Source organism: Polaromonas sp. AER18D-145 (assembly GCF_002379095.1).
Classification (GTDB): domain Bacteria; phylum Pseudomonadota; class Gammaproteobacteria; order Burkholderiales; family Burkholderiaceae_C; genus Polaromonas.
In genome coordinates this window covers 40112-65151 of record NZ_NBZV01000004.1, presented here as the reverse complement: position 1 = coordinate 65151, position 25040 = coordinate 40112, and the positions used below count along the sequence as shown (strand labels likewise).

Sequence of the window (25040 nt, the reverse complement as noted above, 5' to 3'; positions counted from 1 at the left end):
GACATGGACTGGTCCGCCCTTTTTCTCTCGCTCAAGCTGGCCGCCGTCACGCTGGTGATCCTGCTGCCCGCCGGTGTGCTGACCGGGCGCTGGCTGGCCTACACCGGCTTTCGCGGCAAGGCCTGGGTCGAGGCCGTGGTGGTATTGCCATTGGTGCTGCCGCCCACCGTGCTCGGGTATTACCTGCTGGTGTCGCTGGGCGGCAGCTCGCCCATCGGGCAGTGGGCGCGGCAGTGGCTGGGGATCGAGCTGACCTTCAACTTCCTGGGCCTGCTGATCGCCTCACTCGTGTTCAACATTCCCTTCATGGTGCAGCCGGTGCAGCGCGCTTTCGAGGCCGTGCCCCGCAACTTGGCCGAAGCCGCCGCCGTCAGCGGCCTGGGCGGCTGGCAGACCTTTCGCCTGGTGGAGTTGCCGCTGGTCTGGCCCGGCGTGTTGTCGGCCATGGTGCTGACCTTTGTGCACACGCTGGGCGAGTTCGGCGTGGTGCTGATGGTGGGCGGGAGCATCCCGGGTGAAACCCGCACGATCGCCATTGCGATCTACGACCAGGTGCAGGGCTTCAACCTGGCGGCGGCCAACCAGATGTCGCTGGCCTTGCTGCTGCTGTCGCTGCTGGCGGTTGGTTTTTCCTTTGTCGCGTCGGCCCGGCTGGTGCGTCGTCCATGACTGCACCGGCAAGCAGGGCGCTGGTGGTCGAGGTGGAGCAGGCCCAGCCCATGGTCCTGTCGGCGCAGTTTCGCTGTGCGCCGGGCGAGATGCTGGCCCTGGTGGGGCCGTCGGGTGCGGGAAAAACATCCATGCTGCGCATCATGGCCGGACTCATGCGCCCGGCGCAGGGGCGTGTGGTGGTGGGCGAACAGGTCTGGTGCGACACGGCCGGCGGCGTGTTTGTGCCACCGCAAAAACGCCATGTCGGCCTGGTGTTCCAGAATTACGCGCTGATGCCGCACCTGAGCGCCCTGGACAACGTGGCGCTGGCGCTGCTGCACCTGCCGCGCGAGCAGCGCCGCGAGCGAGCGCGCCACTGGCTCGACCATGTGCGCCTGACGCCCGGCCAGCAGGCGCGCCGGCCCGCGCACCTCTCGGGCGGTGAGCAGCAGCGTGTGGCGGTGGCGCGGGCACTGGCACGCGAGCCGGCGCTGCTGCTGCTCGACGAGCCTTTTTCCGCGGTCGACCAGATGAGCCGCCACGGCCTGTATGCCTTGCTGGCCGAACTGCGGCGCGAGCTGGACATCCCCATCGTGCTGGTCACGCACGATCTCAACGAGGCGCGCCTGCTGTGCGACCAGCTGGTGGTGATTGACGCCGGGCGCGTGCTGCAGCAGGGCGCGCCGGCCAGCATCCACCGCGCGCCGCGCAACGCCCGGGTGGCTGACCTGGTGGGTATCCAGAACCGCTTTCACGGCGTGTGGCTGGGTCCGGACGACACATCGGGTGATGCGGGCTGGGGCCTGCTGCGCTGGACCGACGGCACATCGGCGGGTGCGGGTGGCGATGGCTGCCCCACCGTGCTGCGCGTGCGCGACAAGGGCCGCCTGGAGCCGGGCCAGGCCGTGAGCTGGGTGATTCACGGCGAAGGCATTCACCTGCTCGACGCCCCGTCACAGGCGAGCGGCGACTTCTGTGCCACCGTGGCCGAGTTGCGCCACCTGGGGGAAATCACCCTGGTGACGCTGCTGCTGGAGCCGTCCCCCGGCGCATCGCTGCGGCTCACCTTGTCCGGACCGCAAGCGGCGCCGCTGGTGCCCGGACAACGCACCTGTGTGCGCCTCGACTTGGCGCTGGTGCATGTGATGCCGGTGCGCAACGCCGGGTAAGCCCGGTCACCGGGCGAGGCCGTCCACGGGCTGCTACGCTTCGCTCTTGGCAGACACCTGAAAGGGCACCATGTCCCCCCGCGAACTTGAAACCTATCTCCACGCGCACATTCCGCTGTCCCGGGCCATGCAGGTCAGCGTGGTGCAGGCCGCGCCGGACGAGGTCGTGCTCAGCGCACCGCTGGCGCCCAACATCAACCACCGCGACACCGTGTTCGGCGGCAGTGCATCGGCCGTCGCCATCCTGGCCGCGTGGTCGCTGCTGCACACGCGCCTGAGCGCCGAGGGCCTGGCCAGCCGCCTGGTGATCCAGCGCAACACCATGTCGTACGGGCAGCCCATAGCGGGCACTTTCACCGCGACGGCCGCCGCGCCGGACGCTGAGGCCTGGCACCAGTTCCTGCGCGTGTTCCGGCGCAAGGGCAAGGCGCGCATCACGGTGGTGTCGGTGCTGCATTTTGCGGGCGAGGTGGCGGGGCGCCTCGAAGGCGAGTTTGTGGCGCTGGGGATGGATCAGCCGGCCTGAGCTGTTGAGTTGCCCCATGCGCGCCGACATTGCCTACCCGTTGCTCGCCGACATCGTGCTCACGCTGCATGTCGCCGTGGTGGCCTTTGTGGTGGGCGGCCTGCTGCTGGTGATTGCCGGCAACCTGCGCGGCTGGCGCTGGGTCAACGCCCTCTGGTTCCGGCTGGCGCACCTGGCTGCGATCGGGGTCGTGGTGGCCGAAACCTGGCTGGGCATGCTGTGCCCGCTGACCACGCTGGAGACGTGGCTGCGTGCCCGCGCCGGTGTCGCCGGCTATGGCGGCGGCTTCATCGAACACTGGTTGCAGCGCGTGCTGTATTACGAGGCGCCGTGGTGGGTGTTCGCCGTCGGCTACTCACTGTTCGGCCTGCTGGTGGTTGCGGCATGGGTTCGCTTTCCACCGGAACCCCGAAGGCGGGGTGACAAACCGGAAAGCAGCAGCAGCGGGGGTTAGCTCTTTTTTGATAGCTATCGGCGCTTGCTGGACAAGGCCCCAGGCCGGTTTTTTTGCGAAAAGCCGAAGGACCGCCGGCCCTGGCAAGCCGTGCATTACCTGGCCGTCCCGAACACCTGCACCCAGTAGATGCCCGCGCGGCTGCTGCTGTTCACCGCAAAGGCGCTACCCATCTCGGTGTAGTCCGGCGACATCACATTGGCGCAATGCTCGGGGCTGTCGAGCCAGCTGCGCATGACGGTTTCGGCCTGGGTGTGGCCGGCGGCGATGTTTTCGCCAATGCGGCGCCAGTTGTAGCCGCTGCTGCTGGCGCGGTCTGCCACATGTTTGCCATCGCGGCCGACGTGGTCGAAGTAGTTGTGGCGTGCCATGTCGGCGGCGTGGGCAGCGGCGGCGGCCTGCAGTTTGGCGCTGAAATGTAGCGGGCGCGTCGCGGCGAAAAACTCGGTGCCGCAGCGGCGTGGGCGGGCGCGGGCTTCGTTGACCAGGGCCAGCACACGCGAGCGTACGTCATCGGCCTGCGCAGCACCGGGGGCTGAGAAGGGGGCGGCGACGACGATCCAGGTTTGAGCGGCCTGCTGGTGAAAGCCGGCTTCGGTCAAATTGGGCTGGGTGATCAGGCTGCAGGACTTGCCCAGGCTGGCCCCCGTCAACTGGGTGGCGTGACCCGGGCCGCGCAGCACGATCTGCGCCCCGCTCACCGCGCGGTAGCCGGCAGCTTTCAGTGCCTCTTCCAGCCTGTCACCACCGGACAGGCGGGCGGCGGCGGCCGACAGGGCGGCGTTCTCGCGCAGGGGGTCGGCTTTGCCGGGCTGCCCTGCGCAGCCTTGCTGCCGCAGCGCGTTGATGTCGCGCAGCAGGCCCGGGTGACTGGCGCTGTCCGCCTGGGCATGCACCTGTCCGGTGGCGGCCAGCAGGGCCAGCGCCAGACCCGTTGCGGCGCTGCGCCATGTTTCACGTGTTTTTACCAGGGTGCGGACAGCGTTCATTGGCCCATGGTAGCGGGTTGCCCTTGCCCGGCGCGCCGCAGGGCTGCTTCAAGGCTGGAGCGATCCGGTCCGTCTGCCTGGATGGATGGCCGCTGTCGCCCGCCGGTGGCGGGCGACAGCCTGCATGGTCCGCAAATGGCCACTCAGTGCGCCGTGTCGCCGGGCAGGTGGTCGGCCACCAGTTCGACCAGGCTGACGATGCGTGTGGACCACTGGTCAACCTCTGCGCCTTCCATGAAGTTGAGACGGCAGCTCGCGCAGGACACCACCACCGCGTCGGCGCCGGTGGCGTCGATCTGCTGGCGCTTGATCTCCCAGGCCTTGTGCCGCAGTGGCGCGGCGCGGTTGATCAGGAAGGCGCCGGCACCGCCGCCGCAGCACCAGTTGAGTTCTGCCGTGGGGGAGGTTTCCCGGAACTCCACCCCCAGGGCCGCGATCGCCGCACGCGGCTCGTCGATCACGCCGCCGTGCCGTGCCAGCTTGCAGGCATCGTGGTAGGTGACGACCTGGTGGGTGTCGCCTGAGCGCACCTCAAGCCGTCCGCTCTCGATTTCGCGGCCGACAAACTCCGAGGCGGCCAGCACCTCGAAGGGCAGCGGCTCGCCGCCGGGCAGCCGGGCTTCCCAGCGCAGCGCCGGGTAGGCGTGGCCGCACTCGGGCAGGATGACGGTGTGCGCGCCCACGGCCAGTGCCTCGGCTATCAGCCGCTGGCTGGCCGCTTTCTGCAGGGCTTCGTTGCCCGACAGCAGGCCAAAGTTGGCCGCCTCGAAGCCGCCGCTGCGCAGCGTCCAGCGCAGGCCCAGGTGGTTGAGAATACGCGCCGTGGCCGCCAGCGCGTCCTGGTAGAGCAGCACGTCGATGACCGTGGTGACCAGCATCACGTCGGCGGCGGGTTCGTCCAGCGGAATGGCAATGCCTTGCGCGCGCAGGGCTTCCACGGTTTTGGCGAGTTCGGCAGGGCCGACGCCGAACACCGTGCCGCGCCCGGCCTGCTCCTGCGCCACCGCCATCAACTCCAGCGGCATCAGGCCGGCTTCGGACAGCGCCTCGCGCATGACGTTGACGCCGCGCGCGATGTTGATGCCCATGGGGCAGGCCATGCTGCAGCGGCCGCATTCGGTGCACGCGTCGTACACCAGCTCCTGCCATTCCTGCAGGTCGGCGACGGTGATGTCGGGCTTGAACAGGCGATGCAGGGGCGCAAACGCCGAGGTCTCGCGCATGTGCACGCGCCGCAGCAGGTCGAGCTTGCGGGTCGGCGTGTACTTCGGGTCCTGGGTGCTCTGGTAGAAGTGGCAGGCCTCGGAGCAGTAACCGCAGTTGACGCAGGACTCCAGGTCCATGGCCAGCGCGCGGTCGGTCTTGCGGTGCATCACGGCCTTGGCCCGCGACAGCCGGGCGGCGTCGGTGAGTGGTTCCGGCTGCGCCATCCCGCCCAGGTGGCGGATCGCCTCCTGGAATTGTTTGAAAACGGCCATGTCGATCATGTGCGCACTCCACGGCGTCCGAGAAAGCGGGCCAGCTGCATGCGGTTGGGCAGCACCAGAAAGGCGTGCATCAGTTTGCCGAAGGGAAACCACACCAGCAACAGCTCCAGGCTCAGCAGGTGCACGGCCAGCGGGCCGCGGTACAGCGGGCTGGCTTGCGCCAGCAGGGCCGACGAGGGTTCACCCACGACGGCCATGCCGGTCATCAGGGGCAGCATGGTCAGCGCCCAGGTCAGCATGTCGTCGGCGCGGGATATTTTTTTGAGCACGGGGTCGGTGAGCCGGAACAGCAGGGCGATGAGCAGCGACACGATGGTGGCCGCAGCGGCGATGTACATCACCATGTCGGGCAGTGCCGGCCAGCCCAGGCCGGTCAGGCGGCGGATGAAGGCGATGTGCGGCGCGTAGCCGAAGAAGACCAGGGCCAGGCCGATGTGAAAGACGTAGGGGTTGACCGTTACCAGCGTGGCGCTGGGATGAAAGCCGCGGTGCGGCGCCATGCGGAAAAGGCTGGCCTTGAGTGCGTCGGTGGTGCCGAAGGCCTGGCGCGCCGGTGCGGGCCGGCCTGCGGGCGCTGGCAGGCGCCACAGCGAAAAAAGCCGCCATGCCACGCCGGCCGCAAAAACCGCGATGGCGACCGCGAGCAGGGGGCCGCGCGCCCAGTCGAGCAAATCCATGGTGTGCTGCCTCTTGTGTTGTGTGTGTGGTTGGCGGTGAAAGGGTTCAGGCTAGTGCCCTGGCTGCTGCACTGGCTTGATGCATGTCAAGGGCGCGGCACGCGGCCGCCTCAGCTTCGGAATGCTATTGAATCAATAGCTGCTGGCGCATGTCCTGAAAGGGCTAGAGACCGTTTTTATTCTGAAAATGACTCGGCGACTGGCCCATGGCGGCCTTGAACATGGCTGAAAACGCGCTGTCGCTGGCGTAGCCGCTGGCGGCTGCCACCTGGCTGACGGACTGGCCGCGGGCCAGCAGGGGCAGGGCGTGGGCCAGCACGGCCTGCTGGCGCCACTGCTGGTAGCTCAGTCCCAGCTCATCGCGAAACAGCCGCGCCACCGTGCGTTCGCTGGCCCCTATGGCCGCGGCCCACTCGGCCAGCGTGGCGCGTTCGGACGGTGCGCGCAGCACCGCCTCGCAGAGGGCGCGCAGGCGCTTGTCGCCGGTTTGCGCATTCGGCAGGGGCACGCCCAGCACCTGGGTGTCGGCGTGCAGGAGTTCGTCCAGCACCAGGCGGGTCAGCAATTGCTCACGCGATGGACTCAGGGGGGATGTTTTTCCGCCGGGCCGCCCCAAGGAAAAATGCGCCCCCTCGGGGGGCAGCGAAGCGTGGGGGCCGGTGTTGTCCAGGGCACGGATGGTTTCACGCAGCAAGGCAGAAACGACGATCACGCGGCAGCCTTGCCAGTTCTCGGGCGTGGCACTGGCGTCGATGTACAGCGTGCGGAACTCCGCCGCCTCGAGCACGGTGATGTGGTGCTGCGCGCCCGGCGCAATCCACACCGCGCGCGAGGGCGGCACGATGTAGGCAACTTCATCGGCCTTGTGGCGGCTCTGCTCGGCCGTGACCTGCACGATGCCGCTGGCGCAGTAGGCCAGTTGCGCCCAGGCATGGGCATGCGGCTCGAAGTGCGAGTCCACCGGCATGGAGCGCGCCCGCACACGCACCGGGCGCTCGCGGCTGGGCGTGAAGGGGTCGGTGTCGCCGACCGGCATGAAGTGGAGCCGGGAGCTGCGGGGCATGGATGGAGGGGATCAATGGTTTGTCTGAAATTCGCTGAAACATGGCTTTTTGTCGCATTTCAGAAGCCTGCGCCGATACTACGATGGCGCCATGAATACATCAAGCACCCTCGCGGGCCCCGGCGTTGTTCCCTTGCGCAGCGATGCCAGCGTCATTGGCCTGGTCGGGCTGGCGCACCTGATCAGCCATTTCAGCCAGCTGCTGCTGGCGCCGCTGTTTCCCTGGCTCAAGGACGAGTTCAGCGTCAGTTATGCCGAGCTGGGGTTTTTGATGACGATTTTTTTCGTGGTGTCCTGCGCGGTCCAGGCCCTGTCCGGGTTCTGGGTAGACCGCCTCGGCCCGCGGCCGATTCTGTTCGGCGGTCTGAGCCTGCTGGGCATCGCGGCCTTCGGGTATTCAATCAGCACCAGCTACTGGATGATGGCCGGCTTCGCGGTGCTGGCCGGGGTCGGCAACGGCGTGTTTCACCCGGTGGACTACACGCTGCTCAACCGCAAGGTCAGCGCGCCGCGCCTGGGCCACGCCTACAGCGTGCACGGCATCACCGGCAGCCTGGGCTGGGCGCTGGCGCCGGCGCTGGTGGTGACGCTGACGTTTGCGTATTCGTGGCGGGTGGCGCTGGCGGCCGCCGGCGTGCTGGCTTTTGCCGTGCTGGCCGTGCTGGTGCTGCACCGCGACAAGCTGACGATCAGGATAGCCCCGCCCGTCAAGGGCGCGCCGGTGGCCGACAGCTCACTGGGCTTTCTGAAGATCCCGGCGGTGTGGATGTGTTTCGCCTTTTTCTTCTGGTACGCCATCGTGCTCAGTGTGGTGCAGGCCTTTGCACCCGAAGCCGCGCGGCAATTGCACAAGGTGCCGCTGGGCCTGGTGGCCATGTGCCTGACGATTTACATGGTGTGCAGCGCGGGCGGCATGGTGCTGGGCGGTTTCCTCGCGTCGGATCCGGCGCGCTGCGAGCGCATCGTGGGCGCCGGCTTCGGGCTGGCGGCGGTGGTGGCGCTGGTGCTGGCCCTGGGCAGTTTTCCGGCGTGGATGGTGCCCGTGCTGTTTGGCGCCATGGGGTTTGCCTCGGGCATCGCCGGGCCGTCGCGCGACCTGCTGGTCAAACGTTCGACGCCCGACAATGCCTCGGGCCGCGTTTACGGCGTGGTCTACGCCGGCCTGGACATCGGGCAGGCCATCTCGCCGCTGATCTTCGGCGTGATGATGGACCACGGGCAGTTCCGCGGTGTGTTGCTGGGCCTGGCGCTGATGCAGGGGGTGCTGATTGCCAGCGCCTTCAATGTGCGGCGGGTGCGCCGCACCGCGCTGGCGCAGGCGTCCGGGACGGTTGCCGGCTAACGCGTCGCCGGCACCGACAGCAGGGGCTTGAGGCCTTTGCGCCCGAGTGCTTCATGCACCCGATCCGGCCGGTCGCTGACGATGCCGTCCACACCCAGATCCAGCATGCCGGCGATGTCGGACGGTTCGTTGACTGTCCAGGCCAGCACCTTGAGTCCCAGTGCCTGCGCCTCTTTCACCTTCGCGGCGGTGAGGTCGCGGTGAAACGCCGACCAGCTGTGGCCACCGGCCGCCTTGATCATTCGGGGGACCGACCCATGGTCCCGGTAACGCAGACCGGCGGTCCAGGCCGACGGTTCTGACTGGCCGTCGCCGATGTTGTCAAAGCCGCGTTGCTGCATGCTGAGGTACACGGTGGGAATGTCTGGCGCCTCCTGCTGCACGGTTTTCAGGGCGCGCCAGTCGAAGGAGAGGATGGAGGTGCGCGACGCCAGCTTCGCCTCCCGGACAGCGGCCACCACAGCGCGCGCCAACACCTCGGGGCTGGACGTGAGCTCGGGCGCCAGCGGCGACACCTTGGTTTCAATCGCAAAACGCACCTGCTCGTTGCCCGACTTTTTCACCATGTCAAACAGGTCGGACAGGCGCGGAATCCGCGCGCCGTCAACGGGTCGCTGTTTGGGGTAGAGCTTGGCGTACGCCGTGCCCGGCTTGATCCGGCCCACGTCGTAGCGGCCCAGCTCCTCAAAGCTGAGGCTGGAAATCGCCGGGCCGCGCGACGCGAGAAAGCTGCCGTCCGGGCCGCGTGTGATGTCCGGGTTCAGCGTCGGGTCATGGCTGATCACCAGCACGCCGTCGCGCGTGATCGCAATGTCCAGCTCCAGCGTGCTCACGCCCAGGCTGAGTGCCAGCGCAAAGGACGCGAGGGTGTTTTCCGGCGCCAGGGCCCGGGCGCCGCGGTGGCCCTGCACGTCGATGGAGCGCTCCGCCGGCTGGCCGAACGCACCGGCCGGCAGGCACAGGCCGGCCAGCAGCGCCAGCAGGACGGACCAGGCACGGGGGCACCGGGGGTGTGAAAAACGATGAACTCTCATGTCGTCTCCTGGGGCAGGTCGGCCGGGCATTTGCAGCGCGAGTTCAGGGGCTGTTCGTTTGCTAAAGCTGGCGAAACGGCCGGCTCAGAAAGGGTGAGCCGGCCAGGCCGAAACGCCAGGGCTGGTCCACCGCTTTGGAAATGCCTATGCGCGGGCCGCTGACCACCTTGACCTTCGGCGGCGCGGGCAGCAACTCGAAGGGCGGTGCATCGACGGCCAGTGCGTTGTGCGCGCGCGTGATGCTTAGCGCCTGACCCACGCGGCCCGGTCCGGCGCAAAGCAGCCGCACGTCGTCCAACCCGCGCCGCGCACGCATGGTGTCCAGCCCGGCCACGGGTTCAATGGCGCGTATCAGCACCCCCGCGCCGTGGCCTTCTTCGCGGCAGACGATGTTCAGGCACCAGTGGATGCCGTAGGAGCGGTACACATAGGCATGGCCGGGTGGGCCGAACATGGCGGCGTTGCGCGCCGTTGGTCCGGCAAAGCTGTGCGAGGCCGGGTCGTCGCGGTCGTAGGCCTCGGTCTCGACGATGATCCCGCCGACGCCATCGACCAGCAGGGTCGCGCCTATCAGCCGGCGCGCGAGCGCCGGCGAGGAGGCCATGAAATCGATGGAGGTGCTGCTGCCCATGCCGTCCTCAGTCCGGCGGCGGCGCCGCGGCGGCCACGGGCATGCGCCGCTTCTCGCTGACAAGTACGTACAGGCCCGAGGCTATCAGCAGCGCGATGCCGAACCAGGCCAGGGTGTTGGGCACCTCGCCCCATACCGCGTAGCCGAGGACCAGCGCAAACAGCAGGCCGCTGTAGCGAAAGGGCGCGACCAGCGTCATCTCGCCGTGGCGCATGCTGCTGATGATGAAGTAGTAGCCGCCGGTGAGGAACACGCTGGCCAGGCCCAAGAGCCCGAACTCGAAGGCGCCGAAGGGTCGCCAGCCCTGCAGCAGCGAGCCCACGCCCGACACGACGGTGACCGCTACCGCGGTGGCCAGCGTGATCAGGATGGACGGGATGCCGGCGTGGATGCGCCGCGTCATCAGGTCGCGCGCGGCATGGAACAGCGTGCCGAGGAGGCAGACCAGCGCCCAGCTGTTGAAACCTTGGGCGCGCGGCTGGATCACCAGCAGCACGCCGAGGAAACCGAAGCCGACGGCCAGCCAGCGCGCGCCGCGCACGCGCTCGGCCATGAACAGCGCGGCAAACATCGTCATGAACAGCGGCGCCGCCAGGTTGATGGCGGTGGCGTTGCCGATGGGCAAGTGAAACAGCGAGCCGAGGTACAGCATGGTGGCGGTCGCATCGACCAGGGCCCGGCCCGCGACCCAGCCACGCGTGGCCTCGCGCAGGCGGGCGGTGGCGCCCAGCGCATGGGCGACAGCCAGCACCAGCAGCACCGACATGGCGCCGCGGATAAAGATCAGCTGCGCGCTGGGCATGCTCTGGCTGGCGAACTTGACGAGGGCGTCGTTGGTGACGAAGCAGCCCATGGCGCCGACCATGCAGAGGATGCCGCGGCGGTTCGCGGCGGCGGAAGCGCTCAGGGTCATGGCGAAGTGTTCAATTCAAAAAAGTCCAGGCTGTTGCCGCGCCCAGCAGCAGGCAGAGCAGGGGAATGGCAAAAAGCAGGGTTCGGCCCGCGCGTGAGACCGGCTGTCCGCTGAGCAGCAGCAGGCCCAGCGTGAACAGCGCGGTGGGTTCCGGCGCCATGCCGAAGACCTCGGCCTGGACCCATGGGCGGCCGGCAGCCAGGCCCACCAAGGGATACAACAAGCCGGCCACAGCGAGCAGCCAGCCGAAACCGCGCACGGCTGCCCCGGGCGGCCGGGACGCCGGCCTGCAGACCACGCCCGCGGCCAGCAGCAACGCAGCCTGCACAGCAAAGGCCAGCGCCACATACTGCGCGGCCCAGTTGATGGTGGCATAACGCTCCCAGATAAAAGCCCAGCCGACCCACAGCCAGGCGGCCGAGAGAGCAAAGGCGACCCAACGAAAGGCTTGCACGCGCCGGGCAGCGGCCATCCAGAGCGCGGCCAGGCCGGCCGCGAGCAGCGGCAGTTGCCAGGGCCAGAAGTCGCGGTTGTAGAGCTCGATCAGGCGCCAGTAGGTCCTGGGTGAGAACATCAGGAAGTCCGACAGCGTGTAGGTCCACCACTCCGACATGGTTCAGAGCCTGGCCACATGGTCGGCCAGGCGCTGGCGCAGGGCAGCGTCCGGCAGGCGGCCGCACGCCGCACCCATGTTGTCGCGCAGGTGGGCGGGGTTGCTGGTGGCCGGGATGGTGCAGGTGACCGCCGGGTGTGAAACGATGAACTTCAGCGCAAGCTGCGCCCAGCTCGTGCAGTCGATCTCGGCGGCCCAGGCCGGCAGCGGGTGGCGCTGGAGCTGGCGCAGCAGCGCGCCTTCGCGGAAGGGCCGGTTCACCAGCACCGCGATGCCGCGTTCGCGCGCCAGCGGCAGCAGCCGCTGCTCGGCCTCGCGGTCCAGCAGGTTGTAGCTGAGCTGGATGAAGTCGATGCGCTGGCTGCGCATGATCTGCTCGAACTCGCCGTGGCGCCGCCCTTCCGACGTAGTGATGCCGACATAACGCAACTGCCCCGCGGCTTTCATGGCCTGCAGCAGGGGGAGCTGCTTTTCCCAGGCCAGCAGGTTGTGGACCTGCAGCAGGTCGAAACGCGGCGCCTGCCAGAACTTGCGCGAGGCCTCGATCTGCGCCGCACCGTCCGAGGAGGTCCAGACCTTGTCGGCCGAAAACACCTTGGGCTGGGCCTGCAGTTTTGCCAGCGCCTCGCCGATCACGCCCTGGGAGGAGCCATACATGGGCGAAGAGTCGATCAGCCGGCCGCCGGCGGCGAAGAATTGCCGCATGACCTCGGCGCACTGCTCACGCGCGGCACGGTCGTTGCCGACATTGAAGGTGATCCAGCTGCCGAGTCCGATTACCGGGATGGGCTCGCCCGAGGAAGGAATGGGCCTCGTCAGAGGCTGAGGCTGGGCAGGGGTTTGTGCGAACGCGCCTGCTGCGCCCAGTGCGGGAACCAGCTGCAGCAGGAGATCGCGGCGTCTCATGGGCTTACCGTATCACAGGGCAGGCGGAGGCAGGGCGGAAAGTGCACAAGCCCTGAAGGGGACCCGGGCTTCAGACCGCGCTGCGGTGCCTGGCGATGCAGGTGTCCAACACCTCGCCGACGTCGCGCTGCCACCAGTTGCCGGAGGAGAAAATCTCCACCTCGCTGTAGCCCGCAAAGCCCTGGGTCTCGACCCAGCCGCGGATGCGCGGGATGTCGATGACACCGTCGCCCATCATGCCGCGGTCGTTGAGCAGATCGGTGGTTGGCGTCAGCCAGTCGCAGACGTGGAAGGCCATCAGCCGGTCCTTGCCCGCGCGTTCGATTTGCTGCTGCAGCTTCGGGTCCCACCACACGTGGTACACGTCCACCGCCACGCCCAACGCAGCTTGCTGCGTTTTCCCGTCTTCGCCGCTGCGCGCCGGATCGAGCGCATCGCAGACATCGAGCGCCTGCTCCATGGTGTTGATGCAGGCGCGGTCGGCCGCGTACATCGGATGCAGCGGCTCGATGGCCAGTGGCATCTTGCTGGCTTTCGCGTATTCCAGCAGTTCGGCAATGCCGTCGCTGACCTGGCTGCGCGACAGCGCGAGGTCCTTGTGCGCGGCCTGGCCGGCGAGTGCGCCGGGCAGACCACCCACCACCAGCACCAGGCAGGCGGCGTTGAGTTCACAGGCTTCGTCCACCGCGCGGCGGTTGTCGTCGTGCGCTGCCTTCCGGCCGGCCGCATCCACCGCGGGGAACATGCCGCCGCGGCAGTAGCCCGACAACTGGAGCCCGTGGGTCTTGACGAGTTTCGAGATCGCCGGCAGGCCGGCGGCCGCCACCTGGTCGCGCCACGGCGAGATCGCCGTGATGCCGCGCCGCACGCAGGCTTCGATGATGTCGGTCAGCGGCTGTTCGACGCCGCGGCCTTTGCGGACGGTCGCGGTGTTGATGGAGAGCCAGCGGTGGTCGGCGGAAAAGTCGCGCATTATTTAAATCCCTTCATGCCGGACTCGATCCGGCATCCATGTTGGTGCGCCTGGATGGATCCCGGGTCCAGCCCAGGATGACAGGCGCGGGTTTAGTGTTCGATTCCGTGCATCGCCAGCAGCGTTTTCATGCGCCGCACCGCCAGCTCCGGTTGTTCCAGCAGGTTGGCCGCATCGGCCAGCCGGAACAGTTCGGCGAAATGCTGCAGCGAACGCGTGCTCTGCTGGCCGCCGACCATGGTGAAATGGCTTTGGTGGCCGTTGAGCCAGGCCATGAAGACCACACCGGTTTTGTAAAAGCGCGTGGGTGCGGCAAAGATGTGGCGCGACAGCGGCACCGTGGGGCCGAGGATGGCGTGGAATTTTTCCACGTTGCCTTGTGCGAGTTCGCCCAGCGCGGCGCTGGCGGCCGGCGCAATCGCGTCGAAGATGCCCAGCAGCGCATCACTCTGGCCGTGGAGCAGCTCGCTGCCGTGACCGTCGCCGGCAATCAGCTCGGCGTAGTTGAAGTCGTCGCCGGTGTACATGCGCACGCCGGCAGGCAGGCGCCGGCGCATGGCGATTTCCTTGTCCTTGTCGAGCAGGGAAATCTTGATGCCGTCGACCTTGTCCGGGTGCGCGGCGATGATGCCCAGCGCCGTGTCCATGGCCTGTTCGACATCGCTGCTGCCCCAGTAGCCGGCCAGCGTCGGGTCGAACATCTCGCCCAGCCAGTGCAGCACCACCGGTTGCCTCGCCTGGCTCAGGATGTGGTCGTAGACGCGTTCGTAGTCGGCCGGGCTTTTGGCCACCCGGGCCAGCGCGCGGCTGGCCATGACGATGAGTTTGCCGCCGAGCTTTTCAATCGCGGCCATCTGTTCTTCGTAGCCGGCAATCACCTCGTCCACGGTCTTCACGTTTTCCAGCACCAGGTGGTCGGTGCCGCAGCCCGAGGCGACCAGCGCACCGGGCACATCCCTCGCGGCTTCCAGCGAACGGCGAATCAGTTCCAGCGAGGTTGGCCAGTCCAGGCCCATGCCGCGCTGGGCGGTGTCCATGGCTTCGGCCACACCCAGGCCCAGCGACCACAGATGGCGGCGGTAGGCGATGGTTGCGTCCCAATCCACCGCGCAGTTGATCCACGGATCGACCCCGGCCAGCGGGTCGGCCACCACATGGGCGGCCGAATAGGCGATGCGGTTGAAGGCCACGCCAGCGGTGGGCTTCACCGGTGTGCTGCCTTGCAGCGTGTGGGGCTGCAGGCCGCCCGTGGCAACCGGCAGGGTAAGGGTCAAAGCCATGGAATCTACCTTTTCATATACAAAATATGCCTCTAGCCCTTATATGACGGGCGCAAGCAGCTATCAAACCTGTAGCGCAGGAACGTCCACCCAGCGGCGCTCTTTCCAGCTCTCCAGCGCGGCCTCGACCAGCTGCACGCCCTTGGCGCCTTCGGGCAAGGTCCATTTGTAGGGCTCGTTTTCCACCACGTGGCGGATGAAGTGTTCCCACTGGATCTTGAAGCCGTTGTCGTAGACCTGCGAGTCCGGGATCTCCTGCCACTGGTCCATGAAGTTCATGGTCTGCTTCTCGTCGGGGTTCCAGACCGGGCGCGGCGTGGCCACACGCGACTGGGCGCGGCAGGAGGACAGGCCGGCGACGGCCGAGCCGTGGGTGCCGTCGACGTGGAAGGTGACCAGGTCATCGCGGCGCACGCGGGTGGCCCATGACATGTTCATCTGCGCAATCACCGGCTCGCCGTTGTGGCCGATCAGTTCGGCCGTGGCGTAGGCCGCATCGTCGGCGGTGGCCTGGTAGGGCTTGCCGTCTTCATCCCAGCGCTCGGGGATGTGGGTCGCGCCTATGCAGGAGACGGACTTGACCTCGCCGAACAGGTTGTCCAGCACGTAGCGCCAGTGGCACATCATGTCCAGGATCATGCCGCCGCCGTCTTCCTTGCGGTAGTTCCAGCTCGGGCGCTGGATGGGCTGCAGGTCGCCCTCGAACACCCAGTAGCCGAACTCCAGGCGCACCGACAGCATCTTGCCGAAGAAGCCGGCACGGCGCAGCATGTCGAGCTTGCGCAGGCCGGGCAGGAACAGCTTGTCCTGCACCGCGCCGTGTTTCAGGCCCGACTTTTCGGCCAGGCGGGCGATCTCGACGGCTTCGTTGAGGTTGGTGGCAATCGGCTTTTCGCAGTAGACATGTTTGCCGGCGCGAATCGCCTTGGCCAGCAGCGTGGGGCGCATCTGCGTGGTGCCGGCATCAAAAAAGATGCTGTCGTCCTGGTTTTTCAGCGCCTCGTCGAGGTCGCTGCCCCAGCGTTCGATGTTCCAGGTTTTGGCCAGGGCCTCGATTTTTTCGGCATTGCGGCCGATCAGGATCGGGTCGGGCATGACCTTGTCGCCGTTGGAGAGCAGCACGCCGCCCTGTTTGCGGATCGCGACGATGGAGCGGATCAGGTGCTGGTTCATGCCCATGCGTCCGGTGACGCCGTGCATGATGATTCCTAGTCGTTGGGTGGCCATGGGGGTCCTTGTGATGGCGGTAAAAATGCGGCGGCCGCACCCTGGGTCCGGCGGGGGATCAGGGCGGGCCCGGCGCAGGGCCGGGCGTGGCAGTCGCGGGGTTAAAAAGGAGTTAAGACTTACTGGGCGGGGGAGAGTCCGGCGGCCTTGACCAGCACGGCGTTGCTCTTGATTTCATCGCGGAGGTAGGTGTCAAACTGCTCGGGCTTCATGGTCCAGGCTTCGGCGCCCAGCGCGGCAAAACGCTCCTTGACTTCCGGAGTGTTCAGCGCCTTGACGACCTCGTCGTGCAGGCGGTTGACGATGTCGCGCGGTGTCTTGCTTGGCGCCATCATGCCGATCCAGAAGTTGAACTCGGAACCGGGCACACCGGCTTCGGCGGTGGTCGGCACCTGGGGCAGGGCGCTGGCGCGTTTGGGCGAACCGACCGCCAGCGCCACCAGCTGACCGTTCTTGATCTGGCCGATCACCGGCGCGATCGGCGAGAAGTAGTAGTCCACCCGGCCGGACATGACCTCGGTCACGGCTTCTCCTGAGCCTTTGAACGGGATGTTGGTGGCTTCGATCCTGGCGGCGAGCTTGAATTTTTCGGCGTTCAGGTGGGTCGCGCTGCCCTGGCCGGCGGAGGCGAAGTTCATGCTGCCGGGCTTGGCGCGGGCGGCGGCCAGCAGTTCCTGCAGCGTCTTGATGTTTTTGGATGGCGACATCACCAGCACGTTGGGGGTGCTGGAAATCGGCGTCACGCCGGCGAAGTCGCCCAGCGTGTCAAAGGGCAGCTTGGCGAAGGTGGAGGGGCTGACCGTGTGCGAGGACGAATGGACCATGATGGTGTAGCCGTCCGGTGCGGCCTGGGCCACCGCCGCCTGACCTATCGTCCCGCTGGCGCCGCCGCGATTGTCGATCACCAGGGTCTGGCCCATGCTCTGGCCCATCTTGTCGGCAATGGCGCGGGCAATGATGTCGGTCGTACTGCCGGCGGCAAAGGGCACGATCACACGGATCGGCTTGTTCGGGTAGGCACCCTGGGCGCTGGCGGCCAGCGGCGAAAGCGCGGCCAGCACGGTGAGGGAAGTGAGCGAAGCCAGGGCGGCGCGGCGTGCAAAGGTCATGGTTGTCTCCTGAAGGGCATTTGGAAGAAACGGAAGTCCGGCAACACAAGCAGGCCGGAGTTTACGCTTAATTCACCATTAAGTGAATTAGGAATTGTAAAAACAATGCCGACCGTGCGTCAATGCGGTGTCGCTTCAGTTTCTAAGGACATACCCTAGGATCACCTCGCACATGTGCGAGAGGCGCTCATGGCGGGCCTTGGGGGTCATCAGGTCGCGCCCGAAAATCGCCGACAGCGTGTGGTTGTTGGAGAGGTAGAAATACGCCATGCCGGCAATCGACACGTAGAGTTGCACCGGGTCGATGCCGCCGCGGAACAGGCCTTCGGCGCGCCCGCGTTCCAGGATTTCGGCGAGCGTCTCGATCAGCGGCGAGTTGGTTTCCCGGGCCCGGCTGGACATCGCCAGATGCCGGCCCTGGTGCAGGTTTTCACTGTTGAGAAGGGTCAGAAACTCCGGGTGTTCGAGGTAATACTCCCAGGTGAATTCGGTGAGCCGCCGGATCGCCTGGGCCGGCGGCATGTCACGCAGGTGCAGCTTTGTTTCCGCCTCGCGGATGTGCGCGTAGGCGTGCTCAAGCACCGCCAGAAACAGCTCGTCCTTGCTCTTGAAGTAGTAGTAGATCAGCCGTTTGTTGATGTCGGCGCGCTCGGCAATGCGGTCCACCCGCGCTCCGCCCAGGCCGTGCTGGGCGAACTCGTCGCGGGCGGCCAGCAGGATGGCCTGCTGCGAGCGGTCGGCATCGCGCGAGCGGGGTTCGGCAGGTTTTGCTGTTTTGCTTTTGGGGCTTGGCATGGCGGATAATTTAACTGTTTGGTGAATTAAATCAAGATTCGCAGGTGATGGGTGATTGGCTGACACCGCTGCGCCAAGCGTACCTCCATAATGAAGCAGGGACCGGCCAGCCGCGCCGGTGCCGACATGCAAGGAGATGGTCATGACGAATTCGGACACCCCCAAAGACGGTGACTTCACACACTGGGTTGATGAAAAGGCCGAGGCGCTGAAATTCAAGTTGGGCGAAAAATTCCCGGTGCCCCCGACCGAGCTGCATTCACCCTCCGTGCATGTGGAGACCGGCCGGCAGAAGCTGGAAGAAGTGCTGCTCGAGCACGAGCAACCCACGCCGGAGTTTCTCGAGGAATTGCGGGCACTGGAAGAGGCGCCGCCGCTGAGTGAGGAAGAGCTGGGCCGGCAGGCGCTCGAAGCCGGCGGTGCCGACGGCGACAACAAGACACCGGAGTAGCTTCGCGCGCCTGTGGGGCAGTGAACGACACGCGGTGAGCGAGCGGGGAGCCTCCTTTTCAAGCAGGGGCCGCGGAACCGGCTTTGCCGGGCCGCAGGCGCAGCGCCCCCTCGGGGGGCAGCGAACCACACGAAGTGGGGAGCGTGGGGGCTCTCATTCCGGCGGCACAATTGGGGTATGACACAACAACTCGCCGGCCATCTTCTTGTTCAATGCCTTGTGGCCCAGGGCGTCACCCACGCTTTCGGCGTGCCGGGTGAAAGTTACCTCGCGGTGCTCGACGGCTTTCATGCCTGTCGTGACCAGATCAGCTTCATCACCAACCGGCAGGAAGGCGGTGCCGCCTTCATGGCCGAAGCCCACGGCAAGCTGACTGGCCGGCCCGGCATCTGCTTCGTGACGCGCGGTCCCGGCGCCACCAACGCCTCCATCGGTGTGCACACCGCCTTCCAGGATTCCACGCCGATGATCCTGTTTGTCGGCGACGTGGCCAGCGACACGCGCGACCGCGAAGCTTTCCAGGAACTCGACTACAGCAGCTTCTTCGGACCGTCCACCAAAGGCATGGCCAAGCGTGTGGAGCGCATCGACGATGCGCGGCGCATTCCCGAGTACGTGGCGCGCGCGTTTGCGACCGCGATGAACGGGCGGCCCGGCCCGGTGGTGCTGGTGTTGCCCGAAGACATGCTGACCCAGATGGTGGACGCCCAGCCGCTGCCGCGCGTCGAGGCGGTGGAGGCCTGGAGCGACCCCGGCTCGCTGCGCAAGCTGCGCGAACTGTTGCTGCAGTCGCAGCGGCCGCTGGTGATTGCCGGTGGCGGCGGCTGGACGCCGCAGGCGGCGCAGGCCCTGCAGCGTTTTGCCGAAAACTGGTCGCTGCCGGTCGGCAATGCCTTCCGCTTCCAGGACACCTTCGACAATCACCACCCGCTGTATGCCGGCGATGTCGGCATCGGCCTGAACCCCAAGCTCGCCGCGCGCATCCAACAGGCCGACCTGATCCTGGCCATCGGCCCGCGCCTGGGCGAAATGACCACCGGCGGCTACACGCTGATCGAGGCGCCGCGGCCGAAGCAGAAGCTGGTGCACATCCATGCCAGCGCCGAAGAACTCAACCGCGTCTTCCAGGCCGACCTGGCGATCAACGCCACCATGAATGCCGCGGCACGCTCGCTGGAAGTGCTGACCGCGCCCGTTTCCGTGCCCTGGCAGGCCTGGGCCGAGTCCGCCAACGCGGATTACCTCGCCAACATCGATCCGGCCAACGGCGGCGTGGTGCTGCCCGGCAGCATCGACATGCCGGCCATCGTCGCCACGCTGAAAAAACTGCTGCCGGAAGACGCCGTGCTGACCAACGGCGCCGGCAACTTTGCGAGCTGGGTGCACCGCTTCTTCCCGCACCACGGGCTGGTCAAGGGCCTGAAAACGCAGCTCGCACCGACCGTGGGCGCCATGGGTTACGGCGTGCCGGCCGGCATCGCGGCCAACATCGTGTCGGGCCGCACCGCCTTCACGATTGCCGGCGACGGCGACTTCCTGATGAACGGCCAGGAGCTGGCGACAGCGGTGCAGCATGGTGCCAAAAGCATCATCGTGCTGCTCAACAACGGCATGTACGGCACCATCCGCATGCACCAGGAGCGCGAGTACCCGCGCCATGTGAGCGGCTCGCATCTGCAGAACCCCGACTTCTGCGCACTGGCGCGCGCCTACGGCTACAGCGCCACACGCATCACCCGCACCGACGAGTTCGAAGCCGCGCTGCGCCAGGCGCTGGAGGGCAGGCAAGGGGCGCTGATCGAGATCATGCTGGACCCGGAAGTCATCAGCACGCGCGGCACGTTGAGCGGCATCACCAGCGCGGCGCTACAAAAAGCGTAGCGGGCTGCACAGTTTTCATAAGGGTTTGGACCGATTTTGATCTGAAAAAAAGCATAAAAAAAGGGCCACTTGCGTGGCCCTTTCTACGGGGTCCTGTCCCGCGCGAACGCGGGGCAAGCCCTTCGCGTCGAGTTACTTGACGTGCTTGCCGATCAGGCCAGCCATCTCGAACATCGACACTTGCGCCTTGCCGAAAACGGCACGCAATTTTTCGTCGGCGTTGACCATGCGCTTGTTGATCTTGTCCTGCAGACCCTTGGCCTTGATGTAGACCCAGAGCTTGCGCACGATCTCGGTGCGGGGCAGCGCAGCAGCGCCAACCACGGCCGACAAGGCGGGGCTCAGTGTCAGTGGCTTCATGAACGCTGCGTTGGGCGTACGCTTTTTGGCGGGCGCTTTTTTCGCAGGTGCTTTTTTCGCCACTACTTTTTTTGCAGGAGCTTTCTTCGCCACTACTTTTTTGGCCGGGGCCGCTTTTTTGGCAGCGACTTTCTTGGCCGGAGCTGCTTTCTTCGCAGCTACTTTCTTTGCCGGTGCAGCTTTTTTTGCGGCTGCTTTTTTTGCCGGTGCTTTTTTTGCAGTTGCCATGATTGATTTTCCTTCTAGAAGTTGATAAATCACCAATGCAGATAACTACTCTTCACTGGCAAGGGGGATGCTACTGGAGAAAACAGCGGTTTCATAGGGAAAACGCAATTTTTTTGGGTCTGGATGTTGCAGATTTACTTCGACAGGATCGAAAACACTGCACCCGGAGCGACGCAGCGAGCGCGCAAGGTCGCGCTGCGGCGGATCTCACAGGCGGCAAAGCAGGCGGCAAAGGCTGCGCCGCAGACAGCGGCACGTGCTCACCCAGCACCGGAGGAAGCCGGCTTAACACCGCGCCAGCACACAGCATTTGTGCCACAACGTCCCCGGCTGCACGGTATGCTTGCGGCAGTTTTTCTTCCGCATCTCGCCGGCACTCGCACCCTGAAAGGACACCGCCCATGACCAGCCCCTCCACCACTGCGCGCTTTGCCACCTGCGATTTGTGTGACGCTCATAAAAACGACAGCTCGGGGCGATTTCGCGTCCTGCCCCCTGTGTTCCGGCCTTTCGGCGGTGTCTCCCGCTTCTGCGGGCCGGTCGTCACCCTCAAGTGTTTTGAAGACAATTCGCTGGTCAAGGCCGCTGTCGATGGCAGCGGCCTGATGGAAACACCCGCGGGTCGCGTGCCCGCTGTGCTGGTGGTTGACGGTGGCGCCTCGCTGCGCCGCGCCCTGCTGGGCGGCAATCTCGGTGCAGCGGCTGCCAACAACGGCTGGGCCGGCGTGGTGATCGACGGCTGCGTGCGCGATGTTGCCGAGCTCGCGCAGTGCCAGGTCGGCATACGCGCACTCGCCGCCATGCCGCTGCCCACGGAAAAACGCAACGAGGGCCAGCGCGGCGTGGCGGTGCAGATCCAGGGCGTGTGGGTGTACCCCGGCGACTGGCTGTATGCCGATGAGGACGGCATCGTCGTGATGCCGGTGCCGCTGCAGGCCTGAGCGACCGGACGTTTTGTTCAGCCGGACAGCTTGAGGCCGAGGCGGCTGAAGCGTGCGGCGCCTTCGGTCGTGACCTGCACCACGCGCGAGTGTTTTTTGCGCGTGATCCAGCCCTGCTGCGTGAAATGGCTTGCCAGCGCCGCGCCGAGCGCGCCGCCCAGGTGGTCCCGGCGTTCCGACCAGTCCAGGCAGGTGCAGGCGAACTGCCGGCGCCTGCTGCGCAGTTCGGTCAGGTCCAGGCCCAGGGCCTGCAGGGCTTTTTCGCCCACTGCCGTGACCAGCAACTGCCGGGCATCATTGGTGTCCCCCGCCAGCCAGCGCCTGCGCAGCAGCATGGCCAGCAAGCCGGTGCCCAGGCTGCCGGCGAGGTGGTCGTAGCAGAAGCGGGCATGGCGTATCGGCTCCTCCACCGCCGGAGTTGGCCGGTTTTTGCGTTTAGGCGCCACGCGCATCAGCGACTCGACCAGCTCCGCCACCTCCGCGGAGGCAAAGCGGAAATACTTGTGGCGGCCCTGCGCGGTGGCGGCCAGCAGACCGTCGTCGAGCAGGCGCTGCAGGTGGGTGGTGGCCGTGCCCGGCGCAATGCCCGCGCCCAGCGCGAGTTCCTTGGCCGTCAGTGCGCGGCCTTCCATCAGCCGCACCAGCATGCGGATGCGGCTGGCGTCGCCGATGGTGGCGGCGATGCGGGTGATGTCGGGTTCCACGGACATGCTTCGATCTTAGCCAAACTGTTGGCGCTGGACAAGAAAGGCGCCGCTGGGGACACTGGGGCCATGCCTTTTCCCCATGATGTTCCCCGCGACGCCGTGGAGGCGGTGACCCACCCCGACCCCTTTCCCTTCTACCGCCGCCTGCGCGAGGAGCGACCACTGTTTTTCGACGCGCATCTCGGTCTCTGGGTAGCCAGCAGCCACGCCGCCGTCAGCGCGGCGCTGGGCCATCCGGCGCTGCGTGTGCGTCCGCCGGCCGAGCCGGTGCCGCAGGCGCTGCAGGGCCGGGTCGCCGGCGAGGTCTTCGCGCAACTGGTGCGCATGACGGACGGCCCCTTCCATGCCGTCCACAAACCCGACGTGGAGCGCACCGCGCGGGGCTGGACACTGGCCGACGTGGCGCGCGCCGCCGAAGACGCGGCGCGCGACCTGCGGCCGCGCCTGCCCGTCAACGCGTTCATCGCCGCGTTGCCGGTGCAGACCATGGCACGGCTGCTTGGTGTGCCTGCCGGCGAACGCGAGGCCACCTGCCGCTGGGCCGCGCAGTTCACTGAAGGAATCGCGCCCGGCGCCGATGCGCAGGCCGTGGCGCTGGCCGACGCGGCGGCTGCGGCCCTCATGGACCAGGGCCAGGCGCGGGGCCTGTCTGCGGTGCAGGCTGCCAACCGCATCGCCTTCATGCAGCAGGCCCTCGATGCGGGCAGTGGCCTGCTCGGCCATGTCGCGCTGCAGCTCGCGCAGGACCCGCGGCAGGCGTCTGCCGCCGACGCATCACGGGAAGCCATGCGCGCCCTGGTGCGCGAGGTCGAGCGCTGGGCATCCCCCATCCAGAACACCCGGCGTTTCGCGGCCGAACCCCTGACGCTGCTGGGCCAGCCGATTGAAGCGGGCCAGGCCGTCCTGCTGGTGCTGGCCAGCGCCAACCGCGATGAAACCTTCAACACGCAGCCCGACCGTTTTGATGTACACCGCGAAGGTGGCCGGAGCATGGGCTTCGGCGCCGGACCCCATGCCTGCCCGGGCGCTGCGATTGCTATTGAAATGGTAGCTGCCTGCGCAGATTGGATGAGGGCTGCAGGCCAATTTGATCACTATTTCTGGCCTTGCATCGGATTCCGGCCGCTGCCCAATGCGCGCATTCCTGTTTTCAGCCACTGAAGGAGAAGTCACATGGTGTCGGTTATTTTTGAAGTCTGGCCCGACCCGGCGCACCGCGAGGGTTACCTGAACTGGGCCGCCGAGCTCAAGGCCGAGCTGCTGAAGATGGACGGGTTCATCTCGATCGAACGTTTCCAGAGCCTGAGCGAGCCCGACAAGCTGCTCTCGCTGCAGTTCTGGCGCGACGAGTCCTGCCTGCAGGCCTGGCGCAACCTGGAGGCGCACCGTGCCGCGCAGGCGGCCGGCCGGTCCACCATGTTCAGGGATTACCGCCTGCGGATCGCCGAGGTGATCCGTGACTACGGGCTCAGGGAGAGGGACGAGGCGCCGGCCGATTCACGCCGGGCGCATGGCTGAGTCCTTGCAGCATCCTAGAGGCTGCTCAGGCCCTTCCAGAGCATGTAGGCGGCCAGCACATAAAGGATGCTGGCAAAAACGCGCTTGAGCTTGCTCACCGGCAGCTTGTGCGCGACCCTGGCGCCCAGTGGTGCGACGAAAAAACTGCAGGCGGCAATGACCACCAGCGCCGGCAGCCAGATGTAGCCGAAGGAGGCGGGCGGCAGGCCCTGCACCGACTGGCCGCTGATCACGTAACCGAGCACATTGGCCACGGCAATCGGAAAGCCGAGCGCGGCCGAGGTGGCCACCGCGTTGTGGATGGCGACGTTGCACCAGGTCATGAAAGGCACGCTGATGAAGCCGCCGCCCGCGCCCACCAGCCCCGAGAGGAACCCGATGCCGCCGCCGGCCGCAAACTGGCCGGCCGTGCCCGGCATCTGGCGCGTCGGTTTGGGCTTCTTGTCCAGAAACATCTGGGTGGCCGAGAAGCTCACAAAGAGGCCGAAGAAGATCGCCAGGTAAGAGCCCTTGAGCAGGGCAAACACGCCCAGGCTGCCGATGATGCTGCCGACCACGATGCCGGGAGCCAGGCGCCTGACGATGTCCCAGCGCACGGCGCCGCGCTTGTGGTGGGCACGCACGCTGGAGATGGAGGTGAAGATGATGGTGGCCATCGAGGTGGCAATCGCCATCTTGACGGCCAGGTCCGGCGCCACGCCGCGCTGCGCCATGATGATGGTGATGAAAGGCACCATCAGCATGCCGCCGCCTATGCCCAGCAGGCCCGCGAGAAAGCCGGTGCCGACACCCAGCAGGGCAAGTTCAAGAATGAGCAGGGGTTCGAAGGTCATGCGGCGTAAGGACAGGCTGCTCGGCGGGGCAAGCGGGTTGGACGGGGAAGGCGGCGGGGGTGGCGACGGCGTGAAAAGAGGTGTCTGCGAATACCACCGGACCGTCATCCTGAACCAGGGTTCAGGTGGGCGAGGGCAGTCAGGTTTCGGGTTCGTCTAACGCGAGACGATCACGCCTGCCTGACAATTTACCAAGCCCGTGCTCTAAGAGCATTGGTACAAGGAAATATAAAGCCCGGTGTGTACCGCAGACGGTTCGATTGTAGGCCTTTGGCGCGCGCC

The 25040-nt window shown here is 66.7% G+C and carries 27 protein-coding genes; 10 read left to right on the top strand and 17 right to left on the bottom strand.

The genetic code is table 11. The features are described 5' to 3' along the window. Positions 1–3: 3 nt before the first annotated feature. From modB to B7G52_RS03810, 4 genes are all read left to right on the top strand, one after another. Positions 4–669 (top strand): molybdate ABC transporter permease subunit, encoded by a 666-nt coding sequence (gene modB, locus B7G52_RS03825; RefSeq protein ID WP_096696331.1) that lies wholly within the window; start codon positions 4–6, stop codon positions 667–669. Then, positions 666–1820: an ABC transporter ATP-binding protein gene (locus B7G52_RS03820; RefSeq protein WP_096696330.1), complete on the top strand. Its 1155-nt coding sequence runs from the start codon at positions 666–668 to the stop codon at positions 1818–1820. Before modB ends, B7G52_RS03820 begins: the two co-directional genes overlap by 4 nt. A 70-nt stretch (positions 1821–1890) precedes the next feature. Further along, a complete protein-coding gene (locus tag B7G52_RS03815; RefSeq protein ID WP_096696329.1) occupies positions 1891–2346 on the top strand; it encodes a YiiD C-terminal domain-containing protein in 456 nt (151 codons plus the stop codon). Between the two features lie 16 nt (positions 2347–2362). Continuing rightward, the gene (locus tag B7G52_RS03810) at positions 2363–2800 is read left to right on the top strand and encodes a DUF2784 domain-containing protein (protein WP_096696328.1); all 438 of its coding nucleotides are present in this window, start codon (positions 2363–2365) and stop codon (positions 2798–2800) included. A 95-nt stretch (positions 2801–2895) separates the two neighbouring features. On the opposite strand, the gene B7G52_RS03805 is transcribed toward B7G52_RS03810, so the two are convergent. The 4 genes from B7G52_RS03805 to B7G52_RS03790 form a co-directional block, all read right to left on the bottom strand. After that, positions 2896–3789, bottom strand: coding sequence for a CAP domain-containing protein (locus tag B7G52_RS03805; protein WP_096696327.1), 894 nt, complete (start codon positions 3787–3789; stop codon positions 2896–2898). 143 nt (positions 3790–3932) lie between these two features. Then, positions 3933–5276 (bottom strand): (Fe-S)-binding protein, encoded by a 1344-nt coding sequence (locus tag B7G52_RS03800; protein WP_096696326.1) that lies wholly within the window; start codon positions 5274–5276, stop codon positions 3933–3935. Then, positions 5273–5953, bottom strand: coding sequence for a hypothetical protein (locus B7G52_RS03795; RefSeq protein WP_096696325.1), 681 nt, complete (start codon positions 5951–5953; stop codon positions 5273–5275). Before B7G52_RS03795 ends, B7G52_RS03800 begins: the two co-directional genes overlap by 4 nt. A 163-nt stretch (positions 5954–6116) precedes the next feature. Beyond that, a complete protein-coding gene (locus B7G52_RS03790) occupies positions 6117–7016 on the bottom strand; it encodes a helix-turn-helix domain-containing protein (protein WP_170954669.1) in 900 nt (299 codons plus the stop codon). Positions 7017–7107: 91 nt separating this feature from the next. Between B7G52_RS03790 and B7G52_RS03785 the strand changes: the two genes are divergently transcribed. Then, a complete protein-coding gene (locus B7G52_RS03785; RefSeq protein ID WP_096696431.1) occupies positions 7108–8358 on the top strand; it encodes an MFS transporter in 1251 nt (416 codons plus the stop codon). Here the strand turns inward: B7G52_RS03785 and B7G52_RS03780 are convergent. The 10 genes from B7G52_RS03780 to B7G52_RS03735 all read right to left on the bottom strand — a co-directional run bounded on the left by B7G52_RS03780 (position 8355) and on the right by B7G52_RS03735 (position 17839). Continuing rightward, positions 8355–9392: a glycerophosphodiester phosphodiesterase gene (locus B7G52_RS03780; RefSeq protein WP_096696324.1), complete on the bottom strand. Its 1038-nt coding sequence runs from the start codon at positions 9390–9392 to the stop codon at positions 8355–8357. The genes B7G52_RS03785 and B7G52_RS03780 overlap by 4 nt on opposite strands. 61 nt (positions 9393–9453) lie before the next feature. Beyond that, complete coding sequence (locus B7G52_RS03775; RefSeq protein WP_096696323.1) at positions 9454–10023, bottom strand: DNA-3-methyladenine glycosylase; 570 nt, start codon at positions 10021–10023, stop codon at positions 9454–9456. Positions 10024–10030: 7 nt separating this feature from the next. Then, positions 10031–10936 carry a DMT family transporter gene (locus B7G52_RS03770; RefSeq protein WP_096696322.1) on the bottom strand — a complete coding sequence of 302 codons (906 nt, stop codon included), beginning with the start codon at positions 10934–10936 and terminating at the stop codon, positions 10031–10033. Between the two features lie 10 nt (positions 10937–10946). Then, positions 10947–11549: a DUF6064 family protein gene (locus B7G52_RS03765; protein ID WP_096696321.1), complete on the bottom strand. Its 603-nt coding sequence runs from the start codon at positions 11547–11549 to the stop codon at positions 10947–10949. 3 nt (positions 11550–11552) lie between these two features. Next, a complete protein-coding gene (locus B7G52_RS03760) occupies positions 11553–12455 on the bottom strand; it encodes an aldo/keto reductase (RefSeq protein WP_096696320.1) in 903 nt (300 codons plus the stop codon). 70 nt (positions 12456–12525) lie between these two features. After that, positions 12526–13428, bottom strand: coding sequence for a sugar phosphate isomerase/epimerase (locus B7G52_RS03755; RefSeq protein WP_096696319.1), 903 nt, complete (start codon positions 13426–13428; stop codon positions 12526–12528). Between the two features lie 92 nt (positions 13429–13520). Beyond that, positions 13521–14708, bottom strand: coding sequence for a dihydrodipicolinate synthase family protein (locus tag B7G52_RS03750; protein ID WP_096696318.1), 1188 nt, complete (start codon positions 14706–14708; stop codon positions 13521–13523). Positions 14709–14771: 63 nt separating this feature from the next. Then, positions 14772–15935: a Gfo/Idh/MocA family protein gene (locus tag B7G52_RS03745; protein ID WP_096696317.1), complete on the bottom strand. Its 1164-nt coding sequence runs from the start codon at positions 15933–15935 to the stop codon at positions 14772–14774. A gap of 119 nt (positions 15936–16054) precedes the next feature. Continuing rightward, positions 16055–17044, bottom strand: coding sequence for a tripartite tricarboxylate transporter substrate binding protein (locus B7G52_RS03740; protein ID WP_096696316.1), 990 nt, complete (start codon positions 17042–17044; stop codon positions 16055–16057). A 135-nt stretch (positions 17045–17179) separates the two neighbouring features. Continuing rightward, entirely contained in the window at positions 17180–17839 is a 660-nt protein-coding gene (locus tag B7G52_RS03735; RefSeq protein WP_096696315.1) for a TetR family transcriptional regulator, read from the bottom strand. A 142-nt stretch (positions 17840–17981) separates the two neighbouring features. On the opposite strand from B7G52_RS03735, the gene B7G52_RS03730 reads away from it, so the two are divergent. Together B7G52_RS03730 and B7G52_RS03725 are read left to right on the top strand one after the other, a co-directional pair. Next, positions 17982–18290 (top strand): hypothetical protein, encoded by a 309-nt coding sequence (locus tag B7G52_RS03730; RefSeq protein WP_096696430.1) that lies wholly within the window; start codon positions 17982–17984, stop codon positions 18288–18290. Positions 18291–18467: 177 nt separating this feature from the next. Continuing rightward, a complete protein-coding gene (locus tag B7G52_RS03725; protein WP_096696314.1) occupies positions 18468–20171 on the top strand; it encodes a thiamine pyrophosphate-binding protein in 1704 nt (567 codons plus the stop codon). 132 nt (positions 20172–20303) lie between these two features. Here B7G52_RS03725 and B7G52_RS03720 read toward each other — a convergent pair whose 3' ends face one another. Next, a complete protein-coding gene (locus tag B7G52_RS03720) occupies positions 20304–20759 on the bottom strand; it encodes an SWIB/MDM2 domain-containing protein (protein WP_096696313.1) in 456 nt (151 codons plus the stop codon). A gap of 401 nt (positions 20760–21160) precedes the next feature. Between B7G52_RS03720 and rraA the strand changes: the two genes are divergently transcribed. Beyond that, on the top strand, positions 21161–21700 hold the full coding sequence (gene rraA / locus B7G52_RS03715) for a ribonuclease E activity regulator RraA (RefSeq protein ID WP_096696312.1): 540 nt from the start codon (positions 21161–21163) through the stop codon (positions 21698–21700). 17 nt (positions 21701–21717) lie between these two features. Here the strand turns inward: rraA and B7G52_RS03710 are convergent, their stop codons facing one another. Continuing rightward, positions 21718–22410 carry a helix-turn-helix transcriptional regulator gene (locus tag B7G52_RS03710; protein WP_096696311.1) on the bottom strand — a complete coding sequence of 231 codons (693 nt, stop codon included), beginning with the start codon at positions 22408–22410 and terminating at the stop codon, positions 21718–21720. A gap of 63 nt (positions 22411–22473) precedes the next feature. Between B7G52_RS03710 and B7G52_RS03705 the strand changes: the two genes are divergently transcribed. Together B7G52_RS03705 and B7G52_RS03700 are read left to right on the top strand one after the other, a co-directional pair. Further along, positions 22474–23568 (top strand): cytochrome P450, encoded by a 1095-nt coding sequence (locus tag B7G52_RS03705; RefSeq protein WP_141397377.1) that lies wholly within the window; start codon positions 22474–22476, stop codon positions 23566–23568. Between the two features lie 12 nt (positions 23569–23580). Next, positions 23581–23925: an antibiotic biosynthesis monooxygenase gene (locus B7G52_RS03700; protein ID WP_096696309.1), complete on the top strand. Its 345-nt coding sequence runs from the start codon at positions 23581–23583 to the stop codon at positions 23923–23925. 14 nt (positions 23926–23939) lie between these two features. Here the strand turns inward: B7G52_RS03700 and B7G52_RS03695 are convergent, their stop codons facing one another. Further along, positions 23940–24758 carry a sulfite exporter TauE/SafE family protein gene (locus B7G52_RS03695; protein WP_096696308.1) on the bottom strand — a complete coding sequence of 273 codons (819 nt, stop codon included), beginning with the start codon at positions 24756–24758 and terminating at the stop codon, positions 23940–23942. Between the last annotated feature and the right edge of the window lie 282 nt (positions 24759–25040).

What these genes read in the sequence shown, in the direction of transcription:
- B7G52_RS03805 (WP_096696327.1), bottom strand. Translation starts at nt 3,789, where the DNA reads ATGAACGCTGTCCGCACCCTGGTAAAAACACGTGAAACATGGCGCAGC.
- B7G52_RS03810 (WP_096696328.1), top strand. Translation starts at nt 2,363, where the DNA reads ATGCGCGCCGACATTGCCTACCCGTTGCTCGCCGACATCGTGCTCACG.
- B7G52_RS03780 (WP_096696324.1), bottom strand. Translation starts at nt 9,392, where the DNA reads ATGAGAGTTCATCGTTTTTCACACCCCCGGTGCCCCCGTGCCTGGTCC.
- B7G52_RS03720 (WP_096696313.1), bottom strand. Translation starts at nt 20,759, where the DNA reads ATGGCAACTGCAAAAAAAGCACCGGCAAAAAAAGCAGCCGCAAAAAAA.
- B7G52_RS03775 (WP_096696323.1), bottom strand. Translation starts at nt 10,023, where the DNA reads ATGGGCAGCAGCACCTCCATCGATTTCATGGCCTCCTCGCCGGCGCTC.
- B7G52_RS03770 (WP_096696322.1), bottom strand. Translation starts at nt 10,936, where the DNA reads ATGACCCTGAGCGCTTCCGCCGCCGCGAACCGCCGCGGCATCCTCTGC.
- B7G52_RS03820 (WP_096696330.1), top strand. Translation starts at nt 666, where the DNA reads ATGACTGCACCGGCAAGCAGGGCGCTGGTGGTCGAGGTGGAGCAGGCC.
- B7G52_RS03725 (WP_096696314.1), top strand. Translation starts at nt 18,468, where the DNA reads ATGACACAACAACTCGCCGGCCATCTTCTTGTTCAATGCCTTGTGGCC.
- B7G52_RS03755 (WP_096696319.1), bottom strand. Translation starts at nt 13,428, where the DNA reads ATGCGCGACTTTTCCGCCGACCACCGCTGGCTCTCCATCAACACCGCG.
- B7G52_RS03765 (WP_096696321.1), bottom strand. Translation starts at nt 11,549, where the DNA reads ATGTCGGAGTGGTGGACCTACACGCTGTCGGACTTCCTGATGTTCTCA.
- B7G52_RS03795 (WP_096696325.1), bottom strand. Translation starts at nt 5,953, where the DNA reads ATGGATTTGCTCGACTGGGCGCGCGGCCCCCTGCTCGCGGTCGCCATC.
- B7G52_RS03740 (WP_096696316.1), bottom strand. Translation starts at nt 17,044, where the DNA reads ATGACCTTTGCACGCCGCGCCGCCCTGGCTTCGCTCACTTCCCTCACC.
- B7G52_RS03705 (WP_141397377.1), top strand. Translation starts at nt 22,474, where the DNA reads ATGCCTTTTCCCCATGATGTTCCCCGCGACGCCGTGGAGGCGGTGACC.
- modB (WP_096696331.1), top strand. Translation starts at nt 4, where the DNA reads ATGGACTGGTCCGCCCTTTTTCTCTCGCTCAAGCTGGCCGCCGTCACG.
- B7G52_RS03710 (WP_096696311.1), bottom strand. Translation starts at nt 22,410, where the DNA reads ATGTCCGTGGAACCCGACATCACCCGCATCGCCGCCACCATCGGCGAC.
- B7G52_RS03750 (WP_096696318.1), bottom strand. Translation starts at nt 14,708, where the DNA reads ATGGCTTTGACCCTTACCCTGCCGGTTGCCACGGGCGGCCTGCAGCCC.
- B7G52_RS03800 (WP_096696326.1), bottom strand. Translation starts at nt 5,276, where the DNA reads ATGATCGACATGGCCGTTTTCAAACAATTCCAGGAGGCGATCCGCCAC.
- B7G52_RS03745 (WP_096696317.1), bottom strand. Translation starts at nt 15,935, where the DNA reads ATGGCCACCCAACGACTAGGAATCATCATGCACGGCGTCACCGGACGC.
- B7G52_RS03700 (WP_096696309.1), top strand. Translation starts at nt 23,581, where the DNA reads ATGGTGTCGGTTATTTTTGAAGTCTGGCCCGACCCGGCGCACCGCGAG.
- B7G52_RS03785 (WP_096696431.1), top strand. Translation starts at nt 7,108, where the DNA reads ATGAATACATCAAGCACCCTCGCGGGCCCCGGCGTTGTTCCCTTGCGC.
- B7G52_RS03730 (WP_096696430.1), top strand. Translation starts at nt 17,982, where the DNA reads ATGACGAATTCGGACACCCCCAAAGACGGTGACTTCACACACTGGGTT.
- B7G52_RS03735 (WP_096696315.1), bottom strand. Translation starts at nt 17,839, where the DNA reads ATGCCAAGCCCCAAAAGCAAAACAGCAAAACCTGCCGAACCCCGCTCG.
- rraA (WP_096696312.1), top strand. Translation starts at nt 21,161, where the DNA reads ATGACCAGCCCCTCCACCACTGCGCGCTTTGCCACCTGCGATTTGTGT.
- B7G52_RS03790 (WP_170954669.1), bottom strand. Translation starts at nt 7,016, where the DNA reads ATGCCCCGCAGCTCCCGGCTCCACTTCATGCCGGTCGGCGACACCGAC.
- B7G52_RS03815 (WP_096696329.1), top strand. Translation starts at nt 1,891, where the DNA reads ATGTCCCCCCGCGAACTTGAAACCTATCTCCACGCGCACATTCCGCTG.
- B7G52_RS03760 (WP_096696320.1), bottom strand. Translation starts at nt 12,455, where the DNA reads ATGAGACGCCGCGATCTCCTGCTGCAGCTGGTTCCCGCACTGGGCGCA.
- B7G52_RS03695 (WP_096696308.1), bottom strand. Translation starts at nt 24,758, where the DNA reads ATGACCTTCGAACCCCTGCTCATTCTTGAACTTGCCCTGCTGGGTGTC.